Genomic DNA, 19751 nt, shown 5'->3' on the forward strand with positions numbered 1-19751 from the left:
ATCGGGGATTCCGCCGTGGTGTTCCGGGGGTGTGGCCGGATCGCCCCCGGTCACAGGTGCCGTTCGTCGTCGGACACGACCGTCGTGGTGGGCGGCACGACCATGCGGCGGCGCCGGATGACGCTCGCGTAGACGAAGACGCCGATCACGCCGACGATCATCATGATCCAGCCGACCAGGTCGACGTTGACGCTGTCCATGTGCCAATCGGTCGCGAAGGCCAGGATGGCCCCCACCCCGATGAGGAGAATGCATCCGCCGAGTCCCATGAGTTCCGCCTCCTAGGCGGCCCGGGGCCTCCGGGCCGTGTACGGAGCGCGTACCCGGCCCGGCAACGAGCATGCCTGGGCGGGAGGTTGACGCGGCCTCCCGCCCCGGGGATCAGCCCGTCAGGAACGCCGCCAGCGCGTTCGCCAGCAGGTACGGGTCGTCCGCGCCGCACAGCTCGCGGGCGCTGTGCATGGACAGGATGGCGACGCCGATGTCGACGGTCTTGATGCCGTGCCGGGCGGCGGTGATCGGGCCGATCGTCGTGCCGCAGGGCATCGCGTTGTTGGAGACGAACGCCTGCCACGGCACGCCCGCCTTCTCGCAGGCCGCGGCGAACACGGACCGGCCGCCGCCGTCGGTGGCGTACCGCATGTTGACGTTGACCTTGAGGATCGGTCCGCCGTTGACGACCGGGTGGTGCGTGGGGTCGTGGCGCTCCGCGTAGTTCGGGTGGATCGCGTGCCCGGTGTCGGAGGAGAGGCAGACCGTGCCGGCGAAGGCGCGGGCGCGGTCCTCGTAAGTGCCGCCCCGGGCGAAGACCGAGCGCTCCAGGACCGTGCCGAGCAGCGGCCCGTCCGCGCCGGTGTCCGACTGCGAGCCGTTCTCCTCGTGGTCGAAGGCGGCCATCACCGGGATGTACGGCAGCTCGGAGTCGGGCTGTCCGGCGACGGCGGCGAGCGCGGCGGTCGCCGCGTGCACCGAGAGCAGGTTGTCCATGCGCGGCCCGGCCAGCAGCTCGCGGTCGCGGCCCAGGTAGGCCGGCGGCTCGACGGGGTGCGGCATCAGGTCCCAGCCGGTGATGTCCTCGGCGTCGACGCCCGCCTCCTCGGCGACGAACCGGATGAGGTCGCCCTCCTCGACGTCCCCGAGCCCCCAGATCGGCTGCATGTGCTTCTGCCGGTCCAGCTTGAGCCCGTCGGTGTTGGCCGACCGGTCCAGGTGCACGGCGAGCTGCGGCACGCGCAGCAGCGGCCGGTCGATCGAAACCAGCCGGTCCGTACCGTCGCGCAGCGAGATCCGGCCGGCGAGACCGAGGTCGCGATCCAGCCAGGTGTTGAGCAGGGTGCCGCCGTAGACCTCCACGGCGATCTGGCGCCAGCCGTACGCACCGGTGTCCGGCAGCGGCTTGACCCGCAGGTTCGGCGAGTCGGTGTGCGCGCCGGCGATCCGGAACGGGGTGTGCGCCCCGGCGCCCTCCGGCACGTACCAGGCGACGATCGCGCCACCGCGCAGGACGTACTTGCCGCCGGTGGTCCCGTCCCACGCCGCTGTCTCCTCCACCTGCCGGAATCCGGCCTTCTCCAGCCGGGCGGCGGCGGTGGCCACGGCGTGGTACGGGGAGGGCGAGGCCATCAGGAAGGCCATCAGATCGTCGGTGTGCCCGCGGTCGAAGCGGAGGGAGGAACTCATGTTCTTCACTGTAGCCAGACGTGGCCGAAAGGATTCCCTGTCGCCCCCCGGCCCACCGCGCCCATCATGCGGCCGCCGTCCCCGGAAGACGGATCCGGGGACGGCGGCCGGCAGACGTGCGGTACGGCTCCTAGAAGGCCGCCTCGTCCAGCTCCATCAGGGAGTTGTCGACGGACTCGGCGAGCGCGCGCTCGGCGCCGACGCCCGGGAGGACGTTCGCGGCGAAGAACTTCGCGGCGGCGATCTTGCCCTGGTAGAAGGGGACGTCCTTCGCGGAGGCCGTCGGCAGCTTCTCGGCGGCCACGGCCGCGCCCTTGAGCAGCAGGTAGCCGACGACGACGTCGCCGGAGGCCAGCAGCAGGCGGGTGGTGTTGAGGCCCACCTTGTAGATGTTCTTGACGTCCTCGCCGGTCGCGGTGAGGTCGGTGATCATCGTGCCGACGATCGCCTCCAGGTCCACCGCGGCCTTCGCGAGGCTGTCCAGCGCGCCGGACAGCTCCTCGTGGTCCTGGGCGCCCGCGAGGAACTTCTTGATCTCCTCGGAGAGCGCGTTGAGCGAGGCGCCCTGGTCGCGGACGATCTTCCGGAAGAAGAAGTCCTGGCCCTGGATGGCCGTGGTGCCCTCGTACAGGGTGTCGATCTTGGCGTCGCGGATGTACTGCTCGACCGGGTACTCCTGGAGGTACCCGGAGCCGCCGAACGTCTGGAGCGACTGCGCCAGCTGCTCGTACGACTTCTCGGAGCCGTAGCCCTTGACGATCGGGAGGAGCAGGTCGTTGAGGCCGTGCAGCGCCTTGGCGTCCTCGCCCGCGGCCTCCTTCTCCTGGATCGCGTCCTGGACGGAGGCCGTGTAGAGAACGAGGGCGCGCATGCCCTCCGCGTACGCCTTCTGCGTCATCAGCGAGCGGCGCACGTCGGGGTGGTGCGTGATGGTGACCTTCGGCGCGGCCTTGTCCATGAACTGCGACAGGTCGGTGCCCTGGACGCGCTCCTTGGCGTACTCCAGCGCGTTCAGGTAGCCCGTGGAGAGCGTGGCGATGGCCTTCGTGCCGACCATCATGCGGGCGAACTCGATGATGCGGAACATCTGGCGGATGCCGTCGTGCTTGTCGCCGATGAGCCAGCCCTTGGCGGGGTGGCGGTCGCCGAACGTCATCTCGCAGGTGTTGGACGCCTTGAGGCCCATCTTGTGCTCGACGTTCGTCGCGTACACGCCGTTGCGCTCGCCCAGCTCGCCGGTGGTCCAGTCGAAGTGGTACTTCGGGACCAGGAAGAGGGAGAGGCCCTTGGTGCCCGGGCCCGCGCCCTCGGGGCGCGCCAGCACGTAGTGGAGGATGTTCTCCGACATGTCGTGCTCGCCCGAGGTGATGAAGCGCTTCACGCCCTCGATGTGCCAGGAGCCGTCCTCCTGCTCGACGGCCTTGGTGCGGCCGGCGCCGACGTCGGAGCCGGCGTCCGGCTCGGTCAGCACCATCGTCGAGCCCCACTGCTTCTCGACGGCGATCTCGGCGACCTTCTTCTGCGCCTCGTTGCCCTCCTCGAAGAGGATGCCGGCGAACGCCGGGCCCGAGGAGTACATCCAGACGGCCGGGTTGGAGCCGAGCAGCAGCTCCGCGTAACCCCAGATCAGGGAGCGGGGCGAGGTGGTGCCGCCGATCTCCTCCGGCAGGCCCAGGCGCCAGTACTCGGACTCCATGAACGCCTGGTACGACTTCTTGAACGTGTCGGGGACCGGCGCGGTGTTGGTCTCCGGGTCGAAGACCGGCGGGTTGCGGTCGGCGTCCGCGTAGGAGTCGGCGAGCTCGTTCTCGGCGAGGCGGGCGACCTCCTCGAGGATGCTCTTCGCGGTGTCGACGTCCATCTCCGTGAACGGTCCGGTGCCGTACAGCTTGTCGCGCCCGAGGACCTCGAAGAGGTTGAACTCGATGTCGCGGAGATTCGACTTGTAGTGCCCCATGGGAAGGCTCCGTAATCAATAGCAGTGGCGCGCAGCGCCCCGTGGAGGGGTGGCCCGGACCTATCAGGTGACCTCTCCGATGATGCTACCCGTCAGTAATAAGACGCAACCCCCTGAGCCCCGGATGTGGCCGATTACTCTTTGTTCCATGTACGGCTACGACCAGAACCAGGGCGCGCAGCAGCCGATGGGGGGCGGCTACGGCGAGCAGCCGCTGTACCCCGAACCCTCGCCGCCGTCGCTGGGTGACGCGGTACGGGCCTTCACGACCGGCTCGCTGGCCGCCGAGGACTTCCAGCAGATCTTCGCGACCTCGAAGGTCTACTGCCCGCGCGGCGACAACCCGGGCTTCCTCGCGCTGCACAACACCCAGCAGCCGGTGATCCCGATGTTCACCACGCTCAAGGAGCTGCGGCGGTACGCGGGCAAGGACTCCAAGTACTTCGTGATCACCGGCGCCGAGGTGATCGACCTGCTGCCCACCGGCTACGGCTTCGTCCTGGACATGGAGGGCGAGCACCGGATGGTCTTCGACGCCAAGGCCGTCGAGCAGATGGTCGACTTCGCTATGCGCCGCATGTACGGCTAGACATCGTCGCTCGAAGCTTCCGGAAGGGGCCCGTACCGCTCTCGGTACGGGCCCCTTCCGGCTGTCCGGGGGCGCGCGGGAATGGGGGCGCCTTGCAAGATGTTCACCGTTCAACTAAATTGATGGCAGTACCGTCCCCCGGAGGTGGCTCCCATGCCCGCAGTGACCGTCGAGAACCCGCTGACCCTGCCCAAGGTGGCCGCTTCCGGCGACGCCGCGGCCCGTCCCGTGCTCGCCGTGACCACGGCGCCGAGCGGCTTCGAGGGCGAGGGCTTCCCGGTCCGCCGCGCCTTCGCGGGGATCAACTACAAGTACCTCGACCCGTTCATCATGATGGACCAGATGGGTGAGGTGGAGTACGCGGCGGGCGAGCCGAAGGGCACGCCCTGGCACCCGCACCGCGGCTTCGAGACCGTCACCTATCTGATCGACGGCAGCTTCATCCACCAGGACTCCCACGGTGGCGGCGGCACCATCGGCAACGGCGACACCCAGTGGATGACCGCCGGGTCCGGGCTCCTGCACATCGAGGCGCCGCCGGAGTCCCTGGTCATGTCCGGCGGCCTCTTCCACGGCCTCCAGCTCTGGGTGAACCTGCCGAAGGCCGACAAGATGATGGCCCCGCGCTACCAGGACATCCGCGGCGGCCAGGTCCAGCTGCTCGCGTCCCCGGACGGCGGCGCGCTGCTCCGGGTGATCGCCGGTGAGCTGGACGGCCACGAGGGCCCCGGCATCACGCACACCCCCATCACGATGATCCACGCCACCGTGCGCCCCGGCGCCGAGGTGACACTGCCCTGGCGCGAGGACTTCAACGGCCTCGCGTACGTGCTCGCCGGGCGCGGCACCGCCGGTGCGGAGCGCCGCCCGGTCCACATGGGCCAGACCGCCGTCTTCGGCGCCGGCTCCTCGCTGACCGTGCGCGCCGACGAGAAGCAGGACGGCAACACCCCGGACCTGGAGGTCGTCCTGCTCGGCGGCCGTCCGATCCGCGAGCCGATGGCGCACTACGGGCCGTTCGTGATGAACAGCCAGGCCGAACTGAAGCAGGCCTTCGAGGACTTCCAGGCCGGCCGCCTCGGCACCGTCCCCGCCGTCCACGGCATGTGACCCGCCCTCCCGCCCCCGCCGCCGGTGTGTGACGCTCCGTCACTCGTACGGCGGCGCGGGCGGGACACCGCCGCCCGGCCGTGATCGGCTGGCAGGGTGCAGACCCCGAAGCCACTCCTGCCCGAGGGCGCCCGGCGGACCGCCGCCTGGTGCGGTGTCGTCCTGCTGGTCACCGGTGTCGCCGCCGTCGCCGTCTGGCTGTGCATCGTCTTCAAGACCGCCGTCACACCCGTGCTGCTCGCCCTGCTCGGTACGGCGCTGCTCGGCCCCGTCCACCGCCGGATGACCTCCCACGGCGTCAACCGCTCGCTGGCCGCCGCGGTCACCTGCGCGGTGCTGCTCGCCGTGGTCGGCGGCGCCGGCTACATCGTCGTCGCCGCGCTGGTCGAGACCGGTGACCAGATCGTCCAGTCGCTGAAGGACGCCGGGCAGTGGGTGGTCGACCACTTCCAGGTCGCGGACGACATCGATGTGAACGACCTGGAGGCCAGCGGCCGCAAGCTGGTCGAGAAGTTCGGCGCGACCGCCGCGGGCGGGCTCCTGACCGGACTCAGCCTCCTCGGCTCCCTCGTCGCGACCAGCGTCCTGGCGCTGCTGCTGACCTTCTTCTTCCTGCGCGACGCGGACCGGGCCGCGCACCTCGCGCACTCCCTCGCGCCGCGCGGCACCGGCGACATGGTCGAGGCGATGGGCCGGCGGGCCTTCGAGGCCGTCCAGGGCTTCATGCGCGGCACGACGCTCATCGCCCTGATCGACGCCGTCTGCATCACGGTCGGGCTGCTGATCCTGCGGGTGCCGGGCGCGGTGGGGCTCGGGGCGCTGGTGCTGGTCGGCGCCTACATCCCGTACCTCGGGGCGTTCATCTCCGGGGCCGTCGCCGTGCTGGTGGCCCTCGCGGACCGGGGGTTCGCGATCGCGCTCTGGGCGCTCGGCGTGGTCCTCGCCGTCCAGGTGCTGGAGGGCCACATCCTCCAGCCGATGATCCAGAGCCGTACGGTCCAGATGCACCCCGCGATGATCCTCATCGCCCTGACGGCGGGCGCGAGCGTCGCGGGCATCCTCGGGATGCTGCTCGCGGTCCCGCTCTGCGCGGCGGCCTTCGGCATCATCGGCGAACTCCGCAAGGGGCGCGTCGGGCTGGAGGACGGCGCCTAGTCCAGATCCAGGTCGGGGAAGGCCGGTTCCGGGTGCTCGGCCTCGTTCAGCTCGAACCAGATCGACTTGCCCGCACCCTGCGGATCGACCCCCCACTTGTGCGCGAGCATCTCCATCAGCACCAGGCCCCGGCCGCTGGAGGCCATCTCGCCGGGCCGCCGCTTGTGCGGCAGCTCGTCGCTGCCGTCGGACACGTCGACCCGCAGACAGCGCTTCCCCGGCGTCCCGGTCGCCTGGGCGACCATCAGCGCGTCCCCGTCCGTGTGCACCAGGACGTTCGTGGCGACCTCGGAGAGCAGCAGCACCGCCGCGTCGACCTGGTCCGGGTCCGCCCAGTCGTGCAGCAGCTCCCGCAGCAGCTGCCGGGCCGTGGAGATCCGCTCCGGTTCGGCCTGGGCGATGGACAGCGCGGTCCGCCGGGGCGCGGGCGGGGAGGTGAGGGAGCCCTCGCGCCGCAGCAGCAGCACCGCGACGTCGTCCTCGCGCCGGTCCGCGAGCGGCCCGGTCGTGTAGTGCGAGCCCGGCCCGTGCACCGCCTGCACCAGGGCGTCCGCCAGCTTCTCCAGGTCGCCGGTGTGCCGTTCCAGGATCGGCCGGAGCCGGACCCAGCCGGTGGCCAGGTCGTGGCCGCCCGTCTCGATCAGCCCATCCGTGCAGAGCATGATCGTTTCCCCGGCCTCCAGCACGATCCGGGTCGTCGGATAGTCCGCGTCCGCCTCGACGCCCAGCGGCAGCCCGCCCTCGGTCTGCCGGATGACCGCGGTGCCGTCGGCGGTCATCACCACCGGGTCCGGGTGGCCCGCCCGCGCGATGTCCAGCACACCGGTCTCCGGGTCCGCCTCCGCGTACAGGCAGGTCGCGAAGCGCGCGGCCGTCGAGTCGTCGTCCTCGCCCGGGTCGGTGAGGCCGGAGAGGAAGCGCGAGGCGCGGGCCAGCACCGCGTCGGGGCGGTGCCCCTCGGAGGCGTACGCGCGCAGCGCGATCCGGAGCTGGCCCATGAGGCCCGCCGCCCGCACGTCATGGCCCTGGACGTCGCCGATCACGAGGGCGATGCGGCCGCTGGGCAGCGGGATCAGGTCGTACCAGTCGCCGCCGATCTGGAGGCCGCCGCCGGTCGGCACATAGCGCGCCGCCACGGTCATCCCCGGGATGCCCGGGCCGAGCGAGGGCATCATCGTGCGCTGGAGGCCCAGCGACAGCTCCCGCTCCGTGTCCGCCGCGCCCGCCCGGGCCAGCGCCTGGGCGAGCATCCGGGCCACGGTCGTCAGCACCGACCGCTCGTCCGGCGAGAACGCCACCGGGTGCCGGAAGCCGGCCATCCAGGTCCCTATCGTGCGCCCGGCCACGATCAGCGGCAGGAAGGCCCAGGAGCGGCGCCCGAACCGCCGGGCCAGCGGCCAGGTGGCGGGGTAGCGGGCGCGGTACTCCTCCGGCGTCGGCAGATAGATCGCGCGGCCCGTCCGGACGACCTCGGTGGCCGGGTAGTCCGTGTCCAGCGGCATGTCGGTGAAGGGACCCTCGTCGCTGAGGGAGTGCCCGTGCTGCCCGACGACCGTCAGCCGCTCGCCCTCGACGCCGAAGACCGCCAGGCCGTCCGGCGAGAACCCGGGCATGGAGAGCGAATAGGCGACCCGCAGCACCTCCGTGGTCGACCCGGCCTCCGCCAGGGCCCGCCCCGCGTCCAGCAGGAACGCCTCGCGGGAGCGCCGCCAGTCGCCGGTGATCGCGGTGTGCGTACCGGCCGTGCCCGGCGGGGGCTCGGCCACCTCCTGGAGGGTGCCGATGAGCACGTAGTCCTCGCGGCCCTCGCCGGCCGGGACCGGCTTGGAGCGGCTGCGCACGGTGCGCAGGACCCGGCCGCTGCCGTCCACGATGCGCAGCCGGGCCTCGGCCAGGGTGCCCTCCGCCACGGCAAGGCCGATCACCCCGGCGATCTCGTTCCAGTCGACGGGGTGGAAGCGGGAGCGGACCTCCGATTCGCGGAAGACGCCGGGCTCGGCGGGCAGCTCCAGGAGACGGGCGGCCTCCGCGTCGAGCGTGACCGTCCCGGCTCCGTTGTCCCAGCGCCACAGCCCGGTCGCGGTCGCGGCCAGCACATCCTCGGTGCGCATTGCCCCACTTTAAACCGGCATGCGCGGCGAGGGCACGGGTGCCGGTCCCCGGACGATCTTGGCGCGGGCAATGACAATGAAACGCTCCGGTCGCGGGCGGTAGCCTGGGAGGGCTGAATCTCCCCCAACCGCGAAGACTGGATGAACGACGATGCATCGGTACAGGTCCCACACCTGCGGCGAGCTCCGCGCCTCTGACGTCGGCACCGACGTCCGGCTGAGCGGCTGGCTGCACAATCGCCGAGACCTGGGCGGCATCCTCTTCATCGATCTGCGCGACCACTACGGTCTCGTGCAGCTCGTCGCCCGCCCCGGTACGCCGGGCAACGAGGCCCTGGCGAAGCTCACCAAGGAGACCGTCGTCCGGATCGACGGCAAGGTCTCCGCGCGCGGCGCCGAGAACGTCAACCCGGACCTGCCGACCGGCGAGATCGAGATCGAGGTCTCCGAGGTCGAGGTGCTGGGCGAGGCCGGCCCGCTGCCCTTCACGATCAACGCCGAGGACGGCGTGAACGAGGAGCGGCGCCTGGAGTACCGCTTCCTGGACCTGCGCCGCGAGCGCATGCACCGCAACATCATGCTGCGCTCCGCCGTGATCGCCGCGATCCGCTCCAAGATGGTCGCCCTCGGCTTCAACGAGATGGCCACGCCGATCCTCACCGCGACCTCCCCCGAGGGCGCCCGTGACTTCGTCGTCCCGTCCCGGCTGAACCCCGGCAAGTTCTACGCGCTGCCGCAGGCCCCGCAGCAGTTCAAGCAGCTGCTGATGATCTCGGGCTTCGACCGCTACTTCCAGATCGCGCCCTGCTTCCGCGACGAGGACGCCCGCGCCGACCGTTCGCCCGGCGAGTTCTACCAGCTCGACGTCGAGATGTCCTTCGTGGAGCAGGAGGACGTCTTCCAGCCGATCGAGAAGCTGATGACCGAGCTGTTCGAGGAGTTCGGCAACGGCCGCCACGTCACCTCGCCGTTCCCGCGCATCCCGTTCCGCGAGTCGATGCTGAAGTACGGCAACGACAAGCCGGACCTGCGCGCCAAGCTGGAGCTGGTCGACATCTCCGACGTCTTCGCGGACTCGGAGTTCAAGGCGTTCGCCGGCAAGCACGTCCGTGCCCTTCCGGTGCCGGACACGGCGGGCCAGTCCCGTAAGTTCTTCGACGGCCTCGGCGACTACGCCGTGCAGCAGGGTGCCAAGGGCCTCGCCTGGGTCCGCGTCGGCGAGGACGGCACGCTGGCCGGCCCGATCGCCAAGTTCCTCACCGAGACCGACGTCAAGACGCTCACCGAGCGCCTTTCGCTCGTCCCGGGCCACGCCGTCTTCTTCGGCGCCGGCGAGTTCGACGAGGTCTCCAAGATCATGTCCGCCGTCCGCGTCGAGGCCGCCAAGCGGGCCGGCCACTTCGAGGAGGGCGTCTTCCGGTTCTGCTGGGTCGTCGACTTCCCGATGTACGAGAAGGACGAGGAGACCGGCAAGATCGACTTCTCGCACAACCCCTTCTCGATGCCCCAGGGCGGCCTGAAGGACCTGGAGGAGAAGGACCCGCTGGACATCCTCGCCTGGCAGTACGACATCGTCTGCAACGGCATCGAGCTGTCCTCCGGCGCCATCCGGAACCACGAGCCCGAGCTGATGATCAAGGCGTTCGAGATCGCCGGCTACGACCGCGAGACCGTGGAGCGCGAGTTCGCGGGCATGCTCAAGGCGTTCCGCCTCGGCGCCCCGCCGCACGGCGGCATCGCCCCGGGCGTCGACCGCATCGTGATGCTGCTGGCCGACGAGCCGAACATCCGCGAGACGATCGCCTTCCCGCTCAACGGCAACGCGCAGGACCTGATGATGGGCGCGCCCACCGTCCTGGAGGAGACCCGCCTCCGCGAGCTCAACATCCAGCTCCGCAAGCCGGCCGCGCCGGCGAAGGACGCGCAGAAGTAACCGCACCCCGCGTCTCGCGGTTTCACGTGAAACAGCCCCCGGCCGCCACCGGCCGGGGGCTGTTCGCGTGACGGGCCCTCAGCGGTTCCGATTAAGTACACGAATCACCTGAACGGCTACGGCCGGATGGGCTCCGCCCCGGATTGGGGGGTGACGCGGGCGGCAATGACTGGGTGGGCCGACACCGGCGCATTCACTGCTGAGGAGCCCTCCGTGCCCGTGCCCCCTTCGCGCGCGCCCCTGCGCCTGCCGCACGTCGTCTGCTCCCTGGTCCTGCTCGCGCTGATCGCCGGCTGCGGGGCGGGCGGCTTCGCCGGTACGGAGACGAGCGGTGGAGCCGCGGAGCAGGCACGGATCAGCGGCGTACCGGGGCCGCCCGGGGCCGCCGCGTCCGCCGCCGCCCCCGCCGCCGGGGCACCGGGGACACCCGTGGAGCCGGAGCCGGCCGCCTCGCCGCAGCCCACGGAGCTGCCCGGCCTCGGGCCGAAGACCCGGGCGGCGGTCCCGGCCACGGCCCGGCAGGCGTTCGTAGTGACCGGGGACTCGGTGGACTCCAACCGGTCGACCGCCGTCCTCTACACCCGGGACGGGCCCGCCGGGCCGGGCTGGCGGGCCACGCTGGGCCCCTGGCCCGCCCACAACGCCCTCAACGGCTGGACCGACGAGCACTGGGAGGGCGATCTGCGCTCACCGGTCGGAGTCTTCACGCTGACCGCGGCGGGCGGCCGCCTCGCGCCTCCGGACACGGCCCTCCCGTACGACCTGAGCCCGGACTTCCGCGTGACGGGCGAGGGGTTCCACGGCGAGCCGCTGGAGGGCTCCTTCGACTACGTCGTCGCCATCGACTACAACCGCCTCCCCGGCACCTCCCCGCTCGACCACACCCGCCCCCTCGGTGAGGAGCGCGGCGGCGGGATCTGGGTGCATGTGGACCACGGCGGGCCGACCCAGGGCTGTGTCTCGGTCACCGAGGACCGGATGAGGGAACTCCTGGGCGCCCTCGACCCGGCCATGGAGCCCGTGATCGTGATGGGCGACGCGGAGTCGCTGGGCCGCTGAACCGGCCCCCGCCGGAGAGCTTTGCGAAACCTCCCTTCCCGTATCAAGGACCCATCCTGGGAGGGAGTGGACACGCATGCACGAGGCGAGGGACATCACGATGCGGGTACTGGTCGCCGAGGACGAGGAAATCCTCGCGGAGCTGGTCGCCACCGGGCTGCGGCGCGCCGGCTTCGCCGTCGACACGGTGTACAGCGGTGATGCCGCCCAGGCGTACCTGGGGCTGCACGACTACGACGTGGTCGTCCTGGACCGCGATCTGCCCCGGGTGCACGGCGACGACGTGGCGCGCGGGCTCGTCGCCTCCGGCTCCCGGACCCGGATCCTGATGCTGACGGCCGCCGGCTCCATGGAGGACCGGGTCGCCGGGCTCGACCTGGGCGCCGACGACTACCTCGGCAAGCCCTTCGAGTTCCCCGAGCTGGTCTCCCGCGTACGCGCCCTGCGGCGGCGCAGCGCCCGCCCCGTGCCGCCGCAGCTGGAGCGGTACGGCATCCGGCTCGACACCGTACGGCGCTCGGCGACCCGGGACGGGCGGGACCTGGACCTGTCCCCGAAGGAGTTCACCGTGCTCCAGCTGCTCCTTGAGGCGGACGGCGGGACGGTCAGCGCGGAGGAGCTGCTCGAACGGGCCTGGGACGCCAACGCCGACCCCTTCACCGGTGCCGTCCGGGTCTGCATGAGCAAGCTGCGGAGCAAGCTCGGTGAACCGGCCGTGATCCGTACCGTCCAGGGCGTGGGGTACGCGCTGTGAAGCGACTGGCCCGGCTGCCGCACTCCACGATCAGGACCCGCATCGCCCTCGTCTACGGCGGGGTCTTCCTGGTCCTCGGCACGGCCCTGCTGGCCACGGTCAATCTGGCCTCCCGCGCCGGTACGGACTCGCAGGCACGGGCCATCGCGGACACCGCCGTGGTGGTCCAGCCCGGGTACGCGGTCAACGGTCCGCTCGTCAGCCGCCACCGGCTCGGGCCGCCGACCGTCTACGACCTCACCGACCACGTCAGCGACGCGGCCGGCCACCAGCTGCTCATCTGGTCCGCCGCCGCGCTGCTGGTGATGACGGCCTGCGCGGTGGGCGTCGGCTGGTGGACGGCGGGCCGGGTCCTGCGGCCCGTCCACGCCATGACCGCCAAGGCGCGCAAGCTCTCCGCGCACACGCTCCACGAGCGGATCGCCTCCAGCGGGCCCGACGACGAGCTGAAGGAGCTGGGCGACACGCTCGACGCGCTGCTGGCCCGGCTGGAGCGGGCCTTCGACAGCCAGCGCCGGTTCATCGCCAACGCCTCGCACGAGCTGCGCACCCCGCTGGCCACCCAGCGCACGGCGATCCAGGTCGGCCTGGACGATCCGACGCCGGAGGACCTGGTCCGCACCCGGCAGACGCTGCTGGACAACAACCGGCGCAGCGAACGGCTCATCGACGGGCTGCTCGTCCTGGCCCGCAGCGAGCGGGGGCTCGACAAGAGCGAGCGGGAACCGGTGGACCTGGCCCGGGTGGTGGCGGAGGAGGCGGCCCGGCATCCGGGCGCCCGGCTCGACACCCGGCCCTGCCCGGTGCGCGGGAACCGGCTGCTGCTGGCCCAGCTGGTGGCGAACCTGCTGGCCAACGCGGTGACGTACAACGTGCCCGGGGGAAGCGTCGACGTGTCGGTCGTCCCGGCCGGCGGCGGGGTCCTGCTGGAGGTCCGCAACACCGGGCCGGTGGTGGACGCGGCGGACATCCCCGGGCTGTTCGAGCCGTTCCGGCGGGGCGAGGGCAAGGACCGGATGGGGCGGGGCTCCGGGCTCGGCCTGTCGATCGTGCGGTCCATCGCGCTGGCCCACGACGGTACGGTCACGGCGGTGCCGGGCCCCGGGGGCGGGCTCGCCGTGACCGTCCGTCTGCCGGCGTCTCAGGAACGCGTGGCCACCCATGCGGGGAGCGCGGCCAGCAGCTCGCGGTAGAGCGTGGCGTCCGGGACCTCGCGGGGGCGGGGCCCGCGTGGAGGAAGCCGGTGTTCGGGGCGTCCAGCTTCCGCAGGAAGTCGAAGCCCTTGGAGTCCGTCTCGCCGAACGCGACGAACTGGAAGAACAGCGGCAGCCGGGCCGCCGCGTCGATCGCCTGGCGGGCCGCCTGCCGGACGTCCGGGGGACCGTCCGTCTGGAAGACCACCAGCGCGGGGCCGGTCGACCCGGACGCCTCGTAGTGCGCGACGACCTCCTCGACCGCGCGGTGGTAGTTCGTCCGGCCGAGCCGGCCGAGGCCCGCGTTGAGGGCGTCGATCCGGCCCTCGTGGCCGTCCAGCTCCACCGTGCCGGTGCCGTCGATGTCGGTCGAGAAGAACACGACCCGCACGGTGGCGCTCTCGTCCAGGTGCGCGGCGAGCGCGAGCGTGCGGTCGCCCAGGTGCTGGGCGCTGCCGTCCTTGTAGAACGGGCGCATGGAGCCGGAGCGGTCCAGGACCAGGTAGACGGTGGCGCGCAGCCCGGTCAGCCCGTGCGCCTTCAGCCCGGCCTGCGCCGCCTTGTACGCCCCCGCCAGCTCGGGCGCGCGCGCCTTGACCTTGGCGAGGGTGAGCGCGGGCTTGCCCGGGGCGGCCGGGGCCGCCTCGGGCTCCGGGTCCATGTCGATGATGATCGGCGCGGTGGCCTCGACGGCCGGCGCCGGGGGCGCGACGGGGGCCGGTTCGGCGACCGGCTCCGGCTCCGCCACGGGGGCGGGGGTCTCCGCGACCGGCTCGGGCTCGGCCACCGGCTCCGGCTGCGGGGTCCCGCTCGCCGCGACCGGCTCGGGCTCGGGCGTCTCCGAGGCCACGACGGGCTCGGGCTCCGCGATGGCCCCGGCGGCCGGCTTCGGGGCCTCCGGCGCCTCCGGCTCCACGACGGGCGCGGGGGCCTCCGACGCCTTCGGGTCCGCCACCGGTTCGGGCGCCTCCGGCTCGGGCGCCTCCGGCTCGGGCGCCTCCGGCTCGGGCGCCTCCGGCTCGGGCGCCTCCGGCTCGGGCGCCTCCGCCTCGGCGGCCGTCACCGGGGCCTCGGGCGCCTCCGGCGCCACCGCGTCCGGGCTCTTGCCCTGGGCCGGGACCGTGGGCGTGGCCGGGTTGTCGAAGGCGGCGGCCACCAGGTCCGACGCCTTGGCGTCCGACGAGGGCGTCTCCGTGTCCTCGTCCGAGGACGCGGGGGCGGGCACCGAGATCCTGAGGGGTGCCTCGTCCGGCTCCGGCTCCGTGGCACTCGCGTGCGCGCCCTGGGGCGGGACCGTGGCCGTCGTCGGGTCGTCCTGTTCCGTGCGGTCACGGCCGAACACCTTGCGCAGCAAGCTCCGAATGCCCATGGGCGAGCCTTTCGCGTGAGTTGGGTGCGATGAATGTCCGTACTGCGGGAATTGATCCCTGGCCAGGGCGGATACGTAAGGTTAGCGGCCGGATAAGGCCGTTCGACGGCACGGCCCGCATGTGGGACAACCGAGAGCGAACCGAGCCCGGACCGAGTCCTGAGGCCCCGTAGGGGCGTTCACCGTGCCCCCACTTCACCTGCACCGCGTAGGCGTCGAGTTGACGCGGGAGCGTACCGTCCCGGCCCACCGCCTAGAGTCGGACGCATGGTTTCGGGTGAGGCTCCGCAGGCGGAGGGCAGCGTCCGGGTCGATGTCTGGATCTGGTCGGTCCGGCTCACGAAGACCCGGGCGCAGGCCGCTGCCGCCTGCCGTGCGGGTCATGTGAAGGTCGCGGGCGAACGCGCCAAGCCCGCGCAGTCGGTGCGCGTCGGCGACGAGGTACGGCTCCGGCACGCGGGCCGGGACCGGGTCGTCGTCGTGTCGAAGCTGGTGAAGAAGCGGGTGGGCCCGCCCGTGGCCGCCGAGTGCTTCGTCGACAACAGCCCGCCCCCGCCGCCGCGCGAGGCCGCCATCCAGGTCCCGGTACGCGACCGGGGCGCGGGCCGGCCCACGAAGCGGGACCGCCGCGAGATGGACCGGCTGCGCGGAACGGGCCCCGGCCCCACGGAGTAGCCGCGCCCGTACGGCAGTCACGCCCCGCGTCAGCCGCGCAGCACGATCACCGTCTTGCCGCGCGCCCCGCCCGCCCGGTTGCGCGCCAGGGCCAGCGGCGCATCCGCCAACGGGACTTCGGCGTCGACGGGCACGCGCAGGATGCCCTCCGCCGCACCCGCCGCCAGCACGTCCAGCAGGACCGGGCTCGGGTCGAGACGGAAGTCGACGCCCCTGACGCCCTCGGGCAGCCGGGCCCCGGCCGCGGCGCCCCGGGTGGAGAGCGCGACACCGCCCGGCCGGGCCGCAGCCGCGTGCGCCGCGAACGCGTCCGGGGCCGCCGACGCCAGGTCGGCCAGCGCGTCGATGCCGTCCGGGCAGGCCCTCCGCAGCGCGTCGGCGGGCGGGCCGTCCGTCAGGTCCACCGAGGCGGCGGCGCCCAACGACCCCATTCTGGACCGCTCGTCACCGCGCACCGCCGCGATCACCCGGACGTCGCGGGCCCGGGCGAGCTGGGTCAGGCAGCAGCCGACGCCGCCCGCCGCCCCGACGACCAGCAGGGTCTCGTGGCCGCGCAGGGCGACCGCCTCCAGGATCTGGGCGGCGGCCATCCCGGCGGACGGCAGCGCGGCGGCGGCCCGGGGGGTGAGGCCGCGCGGGACGAGGGTGATGGCGGAGTCCTGCTCCACGCACAGGTACTCCCCGTAGGAGCCGCACGCGTCGGCCACGGCCGCCCGGCCGAAGACCGGGTCGCCCACCCGGAAGCGGTTCTCGCCGCCGCCGATCATGTCGACGCGGCCCGCGTAGTCCAGGCCGACGACGAACGGGAAGGTCCGGGGCGCCGGGGCGAGTCCACCGGCGGAGCCGTCCGTGACCTGCCAGTCCAGCGGGTTGAGCGAGGCGTATTCGACCCGCACCCGGACCTCGCCGGGCCGGGGCTCCGGCTTGGGCAGCTCGACCAGCACCGGGTCGGCCCGCAGCGCGCTGACGGCGATGGCTCGCATCCGTACACCTCCCAGTCGGGCCGCTCCGGCGGGAGCGGACGCGTCATTCCGCCGGGGCCGGCAGCACCCGCTGGGCCCAGATCCGGGCCGCCACCGCGCACACCGCGACGGCCAGACCCAGGCCGAAGACGATCCACACCGTGGTGCGCAGCGAGGAGGTCAGCGCGTCGAAGACGGCAGCGGCGGCGCCGGTGTCGCTGTCCGGGACCTCGTCGAGCACCCGGTCGCGGGCCAGCGCGAGCAGTCCGCGCAGCACCAGCGCGCCGAGCGCGAAGCCCGCACCGGCCACGGCGGTACCGGACAGCGTGGCCAGGGCGCGGGCCCGGCGGCCTGGCCCGCCGCGCAGCCAGGCGAGCGCGACGGCGAGCAGCGCGAACAGGACCGTGCCGACGGCCGGCCACACGCTCGCGGCGCGCAGCCACCGGAAGCTCTGCCGCAGCTGGTCGGCGCGGTCGGCGGAGACCAGCTGGATGTCGGTGTGCTGGACGGGGATCTGGTCGGCGAACGGCACCCCGTTGTCCACCAGGTTCTGCTTCACCTGTTCCGTCACGGGCGCCAGGTCGATCGTGACGCTCTCGCCGCTCTGCCCGTCCAGCGCGGCGGTGACCGTCTCGTGCGCGGTGCGGTTGGCGGCGGTCCAGGCGTCCTGGAAGGCTTCCGTGGTGGTGAAGGACTCCACGGCCTGGTGGAGGAAGTCGCGCACGGTGCTCTGGAGCGGTCCGACGTCGATCTGCTTCATCGCGTTGTCGGTGATCAGGTCGGCGACGGTGGACCGCACGTCCGGGTCGTCGGCGAGCGGAGCGACGGCGGAGACGTAACGGTCCGTGTCGTCGATCTCCAGGTCGACCCAGGCGGACAGCGCGCTCAGCGGCACCAGGACGGCCAGCAGCACCAGCAGTACCGCCGACAGGGCCACCGAGAAATACGTCCGCACCCCTCCAGGGAATCCCGGATGGCGCCGGGGCGCCCCGGGCCGTGGGCCATCCGAGTTGCCGGGCGGCCCGACCAGGTGTGCTCTGGAGGGAAAGCGGGGGTGACGGAAGGAGCTCTCTGCCATGGCCGCACAAGCTTCGGTGCCGGCACGCGGGAGGCACGCGATGCCCGCCCGGCACCGCCCGGTCCTCAGCTGGGCGATCCCGGTCACGCTGGGCGTGATCATGGGCTGCTACGCGACCGCCATCGTCCGCGGCGGCGGGGTCCTCACGGGCACCCGGCTCGCCCTCGGGCTCGTCTCGGGCGCCGTGCTCGCGGTGCTCTGCTTCGGGCTCGGCCGCATCCAGAACCGGCTGCCGCGCGAGCTGCGGGCCGCCGCGTACGGGGTGCTGACCGGCGGCTCGATCGGCTTCCTCTACAGCCTGTCCGGAGCGAGCATCCTGTCCGCGTCGGTGATCGGGCTGATCCTCGGAGCCGGCGGACTGCTCGCCGCGTACTACTACTTCTACACGCGGGAGTGACGCCCGCGCCCACCCGCACGTCGGCGATCCTTGACCTTCTCCATGGGGGAAGGCCAAGGATCGAGTGTGCCGGGGCGGGAAGTCCGCCCGGTATGAGGAGGCGTGCGGTGACGGAGTACGGGCAGGGGCGGGGCCCCGGCGCGGCGCTGGTGACGATCGGGGCGTTCGCCCGGCTCTCCCGGCTGTCCGCGAAGGCGCTGCGCCGCTACGACGAGCTCGGTCTGCTCCCGCCGGCCCTGGTCGACCCGGTGAACGGCTACCGGTATTACGACCCGGCGCAGGTGCGGGCGGCCCGGCTGGTGGCCTGGCTGCGCCGGATCGGGATGCCGCTCGCCCGGATCAGGGAGGTGATCGCGCTGGACTCCGGCGCGGCCGCCGCGGCGATCCGGGCGTACTGGGCGCGCGTCGAGACGGAGACGGCGGCCCGCCGTGACCTCGCGGCCTTCCTCATCGACCAGCTGTCGACGGAGGACGTCATGACATCGGTGGGCACACTCGGAATCCGCTACGCGGCCCGCACGGACACGGGCGCGGTGCGCGAGACCAACCAGGACGCGGTCTACGCCGGTGCCCGGCTGCTCGCGGTCGCCGACGGGTTCGGCGCGGGCGGGGCGGGGGCCAGCACGGCCGCGATCGAGGCCCTGAAGCCGCTCGCGCCGGGCGCGGTGCCTGCGGGCGAGCTGCTGAACACCCTGCACGACGCGGCGGAGCGGGCGGCGCTCGCGGTGCGGGACGCGGTGGCGGGGAGCGAGGCGCCGGAGGAGTCCGGCACGACGCTGACGGCGATGATGTGGACGGGCTCGCGGCTGGGGCTCGTGCACATCGGGGACTCGCGGGCCTATCTGCTGCGCGGGGGCGAGCTGTTCCGGATCACGCACGACCACAGCCTGGTCCAGTCGATGATCGACGACGGTTCGCTGACGGAGGAGGAGGCGTTCTCGCACCCGCAGCGGGCGATGCTCCTCAAGGTGCTGTCCGGGGACGGCCCGTACGGCTCCGGGCCCGATGTGGACGTGCGGGACGCGCTGCCCGGCGACCGCTATCTGCTCTGCTCGGACGGGCTCTCGGCGGTGGTCGACGGCGGGGAGCTGGCCCGGGTGCTGGCCGGGGCGGACGGGCCGTCCACCGCCGTGGGCGCGCTGATCGAGCTGGCGGAGGCGGCCGGCGCGCCGGACAACGTGGCGTGTGCGGTGGCGGACGTCGTGGAGCTGTGAGGACGCGGCAGGGCCCCGCACCACGCGTGGTGCGGGGCCCTGCCCTGCGTACCGGATCAGTTGCGGACGACGGTCACCGGGCACGAGGCGTGCTGGGTGACGTGCAGGCTGACCGAGCCGAGCAGGGTCGCCTTGAAGCCGCTGTAGCCGCGCGCGCCCACGACCAGGAGGTTCGCGCCCTCCGCCCGGTCCAGCAGGGCCTGTGCCGGATTGCCGATCACGACGACCTTGCTGACGGCGGCGGCGCCCTGGGCGCCCAGCGCCTCCTCCAGCGTCTCGGTGAGCGACACCGTGGCCATGGCCTGGGGGTCGAAGTCCTCCGGGAGGCCCGGCATCATCGACGCCCAGCTGGTCGCGGGGTACTCCCAGCTGTTGACGGCCTCCACCGTGTCACCGGTCAGCTTGGCCTGGCGTACGGCCCAGTGCAGTGCCTTGACCGACGACTCGGAGCCGTCGACGCCCACCACGATCCTGCCCATCTCTGCCTCCAGCTCGGTTCCGCGGTTGTGCTCGGG

At 72.7% G+C, this 19751-nt stretch carries 17 protein-coding genes and 1 pseudogene; 10 read left to right on the plus strand and 8 right to left on the minus strand.

The window, feature by feature from the left end; translation table 11 throughout:
• Positions 1-50 precede the first annotated feature (50 nt).
• The 3 genes from NEH16_RS16355 to NEH16_RS16365 form a co-directional block, all read right to left on the minus strand.
• Positions 51-269 (minus strand): DUF6458 family protein, encoded by a 219-nt coding sequence (locus NEH16_RS16355; RefSeq protein ID WP_073966566.1) that lies wholly within the window; start codon positions 267-269, stop codon positions 51-53.
• A gap of 112 nt (positions 270-381) precedes the next feature.
• Positions 382-1680, minus strand: a complete 1299-nt coding sequence (locus NEH16_RS16360) for a M18 family aminopeptidase (RefSeq protein ID WP_265543187.1) — start codon at positions 1678-1680, stop codon at positions 382-384.
• 130 nt (positions 1681-1810) lie between these two features.
• Positions 1811-3637, minus strand: a complete 1827-nt coding sequence (locus tag NEH16_RS16365; protein ID WP_073966565.1) for an acyl-CoA dehydrogenase — start codon at positions 3635-3637, stop codon at positions 1811-1813.
• Positions 3638-3785: 148 nt separating this feature from the next.
• Here NEH16_RS16365 and NEH16_RS16370 point away from each other — a divergent pair, with 148 nt between their 5' ends.
• The 3 genes from NEH16_RS16370 (at position 3786) to NEH16_RS16380 (ending at position 6491) form a co-directional block, all read left to right on the plus strand.
• Entirely contained in the window at positions 3786-4226 is a 441-nt protein-coding gene (locus NEH16_RS16370; RefSeq protein WP_073966564.1) for an SseB family protein, read from the plus strand.
• A gap of 153 nt (positions 4227-4379) precedes the next feature.
• Complete coding sequence (locus NEH16_RS16375) at positions 4380-5336, plus strand: pirin family protein (RefSeq protein WP_073966563.1); 957 nt, start codon at positions 4380-4382, stop codon at positions 5334-5336.
• A gap of 96 nt (positions 5337-5432) precedes the next feature.
• Positions 5433-6491 (plus strand): AI-2E family transporter, encoded by a 1059-nt coding sequence (locus NEH16_RS16380; RefSeq protein WP_073966562.1) that lies wholly within the window; start codon positions 5433-5435, stop codon positions 6489-6491.
• Here the strand turns inward: NEH16_RS16380 and NEH16_RS16385 are convergent.
• Positions 6488-8602: an ATP-binding SpoIIE family protein phosphatase gene (locus NEH16_RS16385; protein ID WP_265543191.1), complete on the minus strand. Its 2115-nt coding sequence runs from the start codon at positions 8600-8602 to the stop codon at positions 6488-6490. The genes NEH16_RS16380 and NEH16_RS16385 overlap by 4 nt on opposite strands.
• Positions 8603-8753: 151 nt before the next feature.
• Here NEH16_RS16385 and aspS point away from each other — a divergent pair, with 151 nt between their 5' ends.
• From aspS to NEH16_RS16405, 4 genes are all read left to right on the plus strand, one after another.
• The gene (gene aspS, locus NEH16_RS16390) at positions 8754-10535 is read left to right on the plus strand and encodes an aspartate--tRNA ligase (RefSeq protein WP_073966560.1); all 1782 of its coding nucleotides are present in this window, start codon (positions 8754-8756) and stop codon (positions 10533-10535) included.
• Positions 10536-10748: 213 nt separating this feature from the next.
• Positions 10749-11594 (plus strand): L,D-transpeptidase family protein, encoded by an 846-nt coding sequence (locus NEH16_RS16395; RefSeq protein ID WP_265543193.1) that lies wholly within the window; start codon positions 10749-10751, stop codon positions 11592-11594.
• A gap of 100 nt (positions 11595-11694) precedes the next feature.
• Entirely contained in the window at positions 11695-12348 is a 654-nt protein-coding gene (locus NEH16_RS16400; RefSeq protein ID WP_073966851.1) for a response regulator transcription factor, read from the plus strand.
• Positions 12345-13541: a sensor histidine kinase gene (locus NEH16_RS16405; RefSeq protein WP_265543195.1), complete on the plus strand. Its 1197-nt coding sequence runs from the start codon at positions 12345-12347 to the stop codon at positions 13539-13541. Before NEH16_RS16400 ends, NEH16_RS16405 begins: the two co-directional genes overlap by 4 nt.
• On the opposite strand, the pseudogene NEH16_RS16410 reads toward NEH16_RS16405, so the two are convergent.
• A pseudogene (locus NEH16_RS16410) lies at positions 13490-14910 on the minus strand (VWA domain-containing protein). The gene NEH16_RS16405 and the pseudogene NEH16_RS16410 overlap by 52 nt on opposite strands.
• Positions 14911-15177: 267 nt before the next feature.
• Here NEH16_RS16410 and NEH16_RS16415 point away from each other — a divergent pair.
• Entirely contained in the window at positions 15178-15585 is a 408-nt protein-coding gene (locus NEH16_RS16415) for an RNA-binding S4 domain-containing protein (protein ID WP_265543197.1), read from the plus strand.
• Positions 15586-15614: 29 nt separating this feature from the next.
• On the opposite strand, the gene NEH16_RS16420 is transcribed toward NEH16_RS16415, so the two are convergent.
• Both NEH16_RS16420 and NEH16_RS16425 read right to left on the minus strand, forming a co-directional pair.
• Positions 15615-16568 carry an NADP-dependent oxidoreductase gene (locus NEH16_RS16420; protein WP_265543198.1) on the minus strand — a complete coding sequence of 318 codons (954 nt, stop codon included), beginning with the start codon at positions 16566-16568 and terminating at the stop codon, positions 15615-15617.
• A gap of 43 nt (positions 16569-16611) precedes the next feature.
• Positions 16612-17502, minus strand: coding sequence for a hypothetical protein (locus NEH16_RS16425; RefSeq protein ID WP_073966555.1), 891 nt, complete (start codon positions 17500-17502; stop codon positions 16612-16614).
• Positions 17503-17623: 121 nt separating this feature from the next.
• On the opposite strand from NEH16_RS16425, the gene NEH16_RS16430 reads away from it, so the two are divergent.
• Together NEH16_RS16430 and NEH16_RS16435 are read left to right on the plus strand one after the other, a co-directional pair.
• A complete protein-coding gene (locus NEH16_RS16430; RefSeq protein ID WP_073966554.1) occupies positions 17624-18022 on the plus strand; it encodes a hypothetical protein in 399 nt (132 codons plus the stop codon).
• Positions 18023-18114: 92 nt separating this feature from the next.
• Positions 18115-19236, plus strand: a complete 1122-nt coding sequence (locus NEH16_RS16435) for a MerR family transcriptional regulator (protein WP_265543200.1) — start codon at positions 18115-18117, stop codon at positions 19234-19236.
• Between the two features lie 56 nt (positions 19237-19292).
• On the opposite strand, the gene NEH16_RS16440 is transcribed toward NEH16_RS16435, so the two are convergent.
• Entirely contained in the window at positions 19293-19715 is a 423-nt protein-coding gene (locus NEH16_RS16440) for a universal stress protein (protein ID WP_265543202.1), read from the minus strand.
• Positions 19716-19751 lie beyond the last annotated feature (36 nt).

The organism is Streptomyces drozdowiczii (assembly GCF_026167665.1).
Taxonomy (GTDB): Bacteria; Actinomycetota; Actinomycetes; order Streptomycetales; family Streptomycetaceae; genus Streptomyces; species Streptomyces drozdowiczii_A.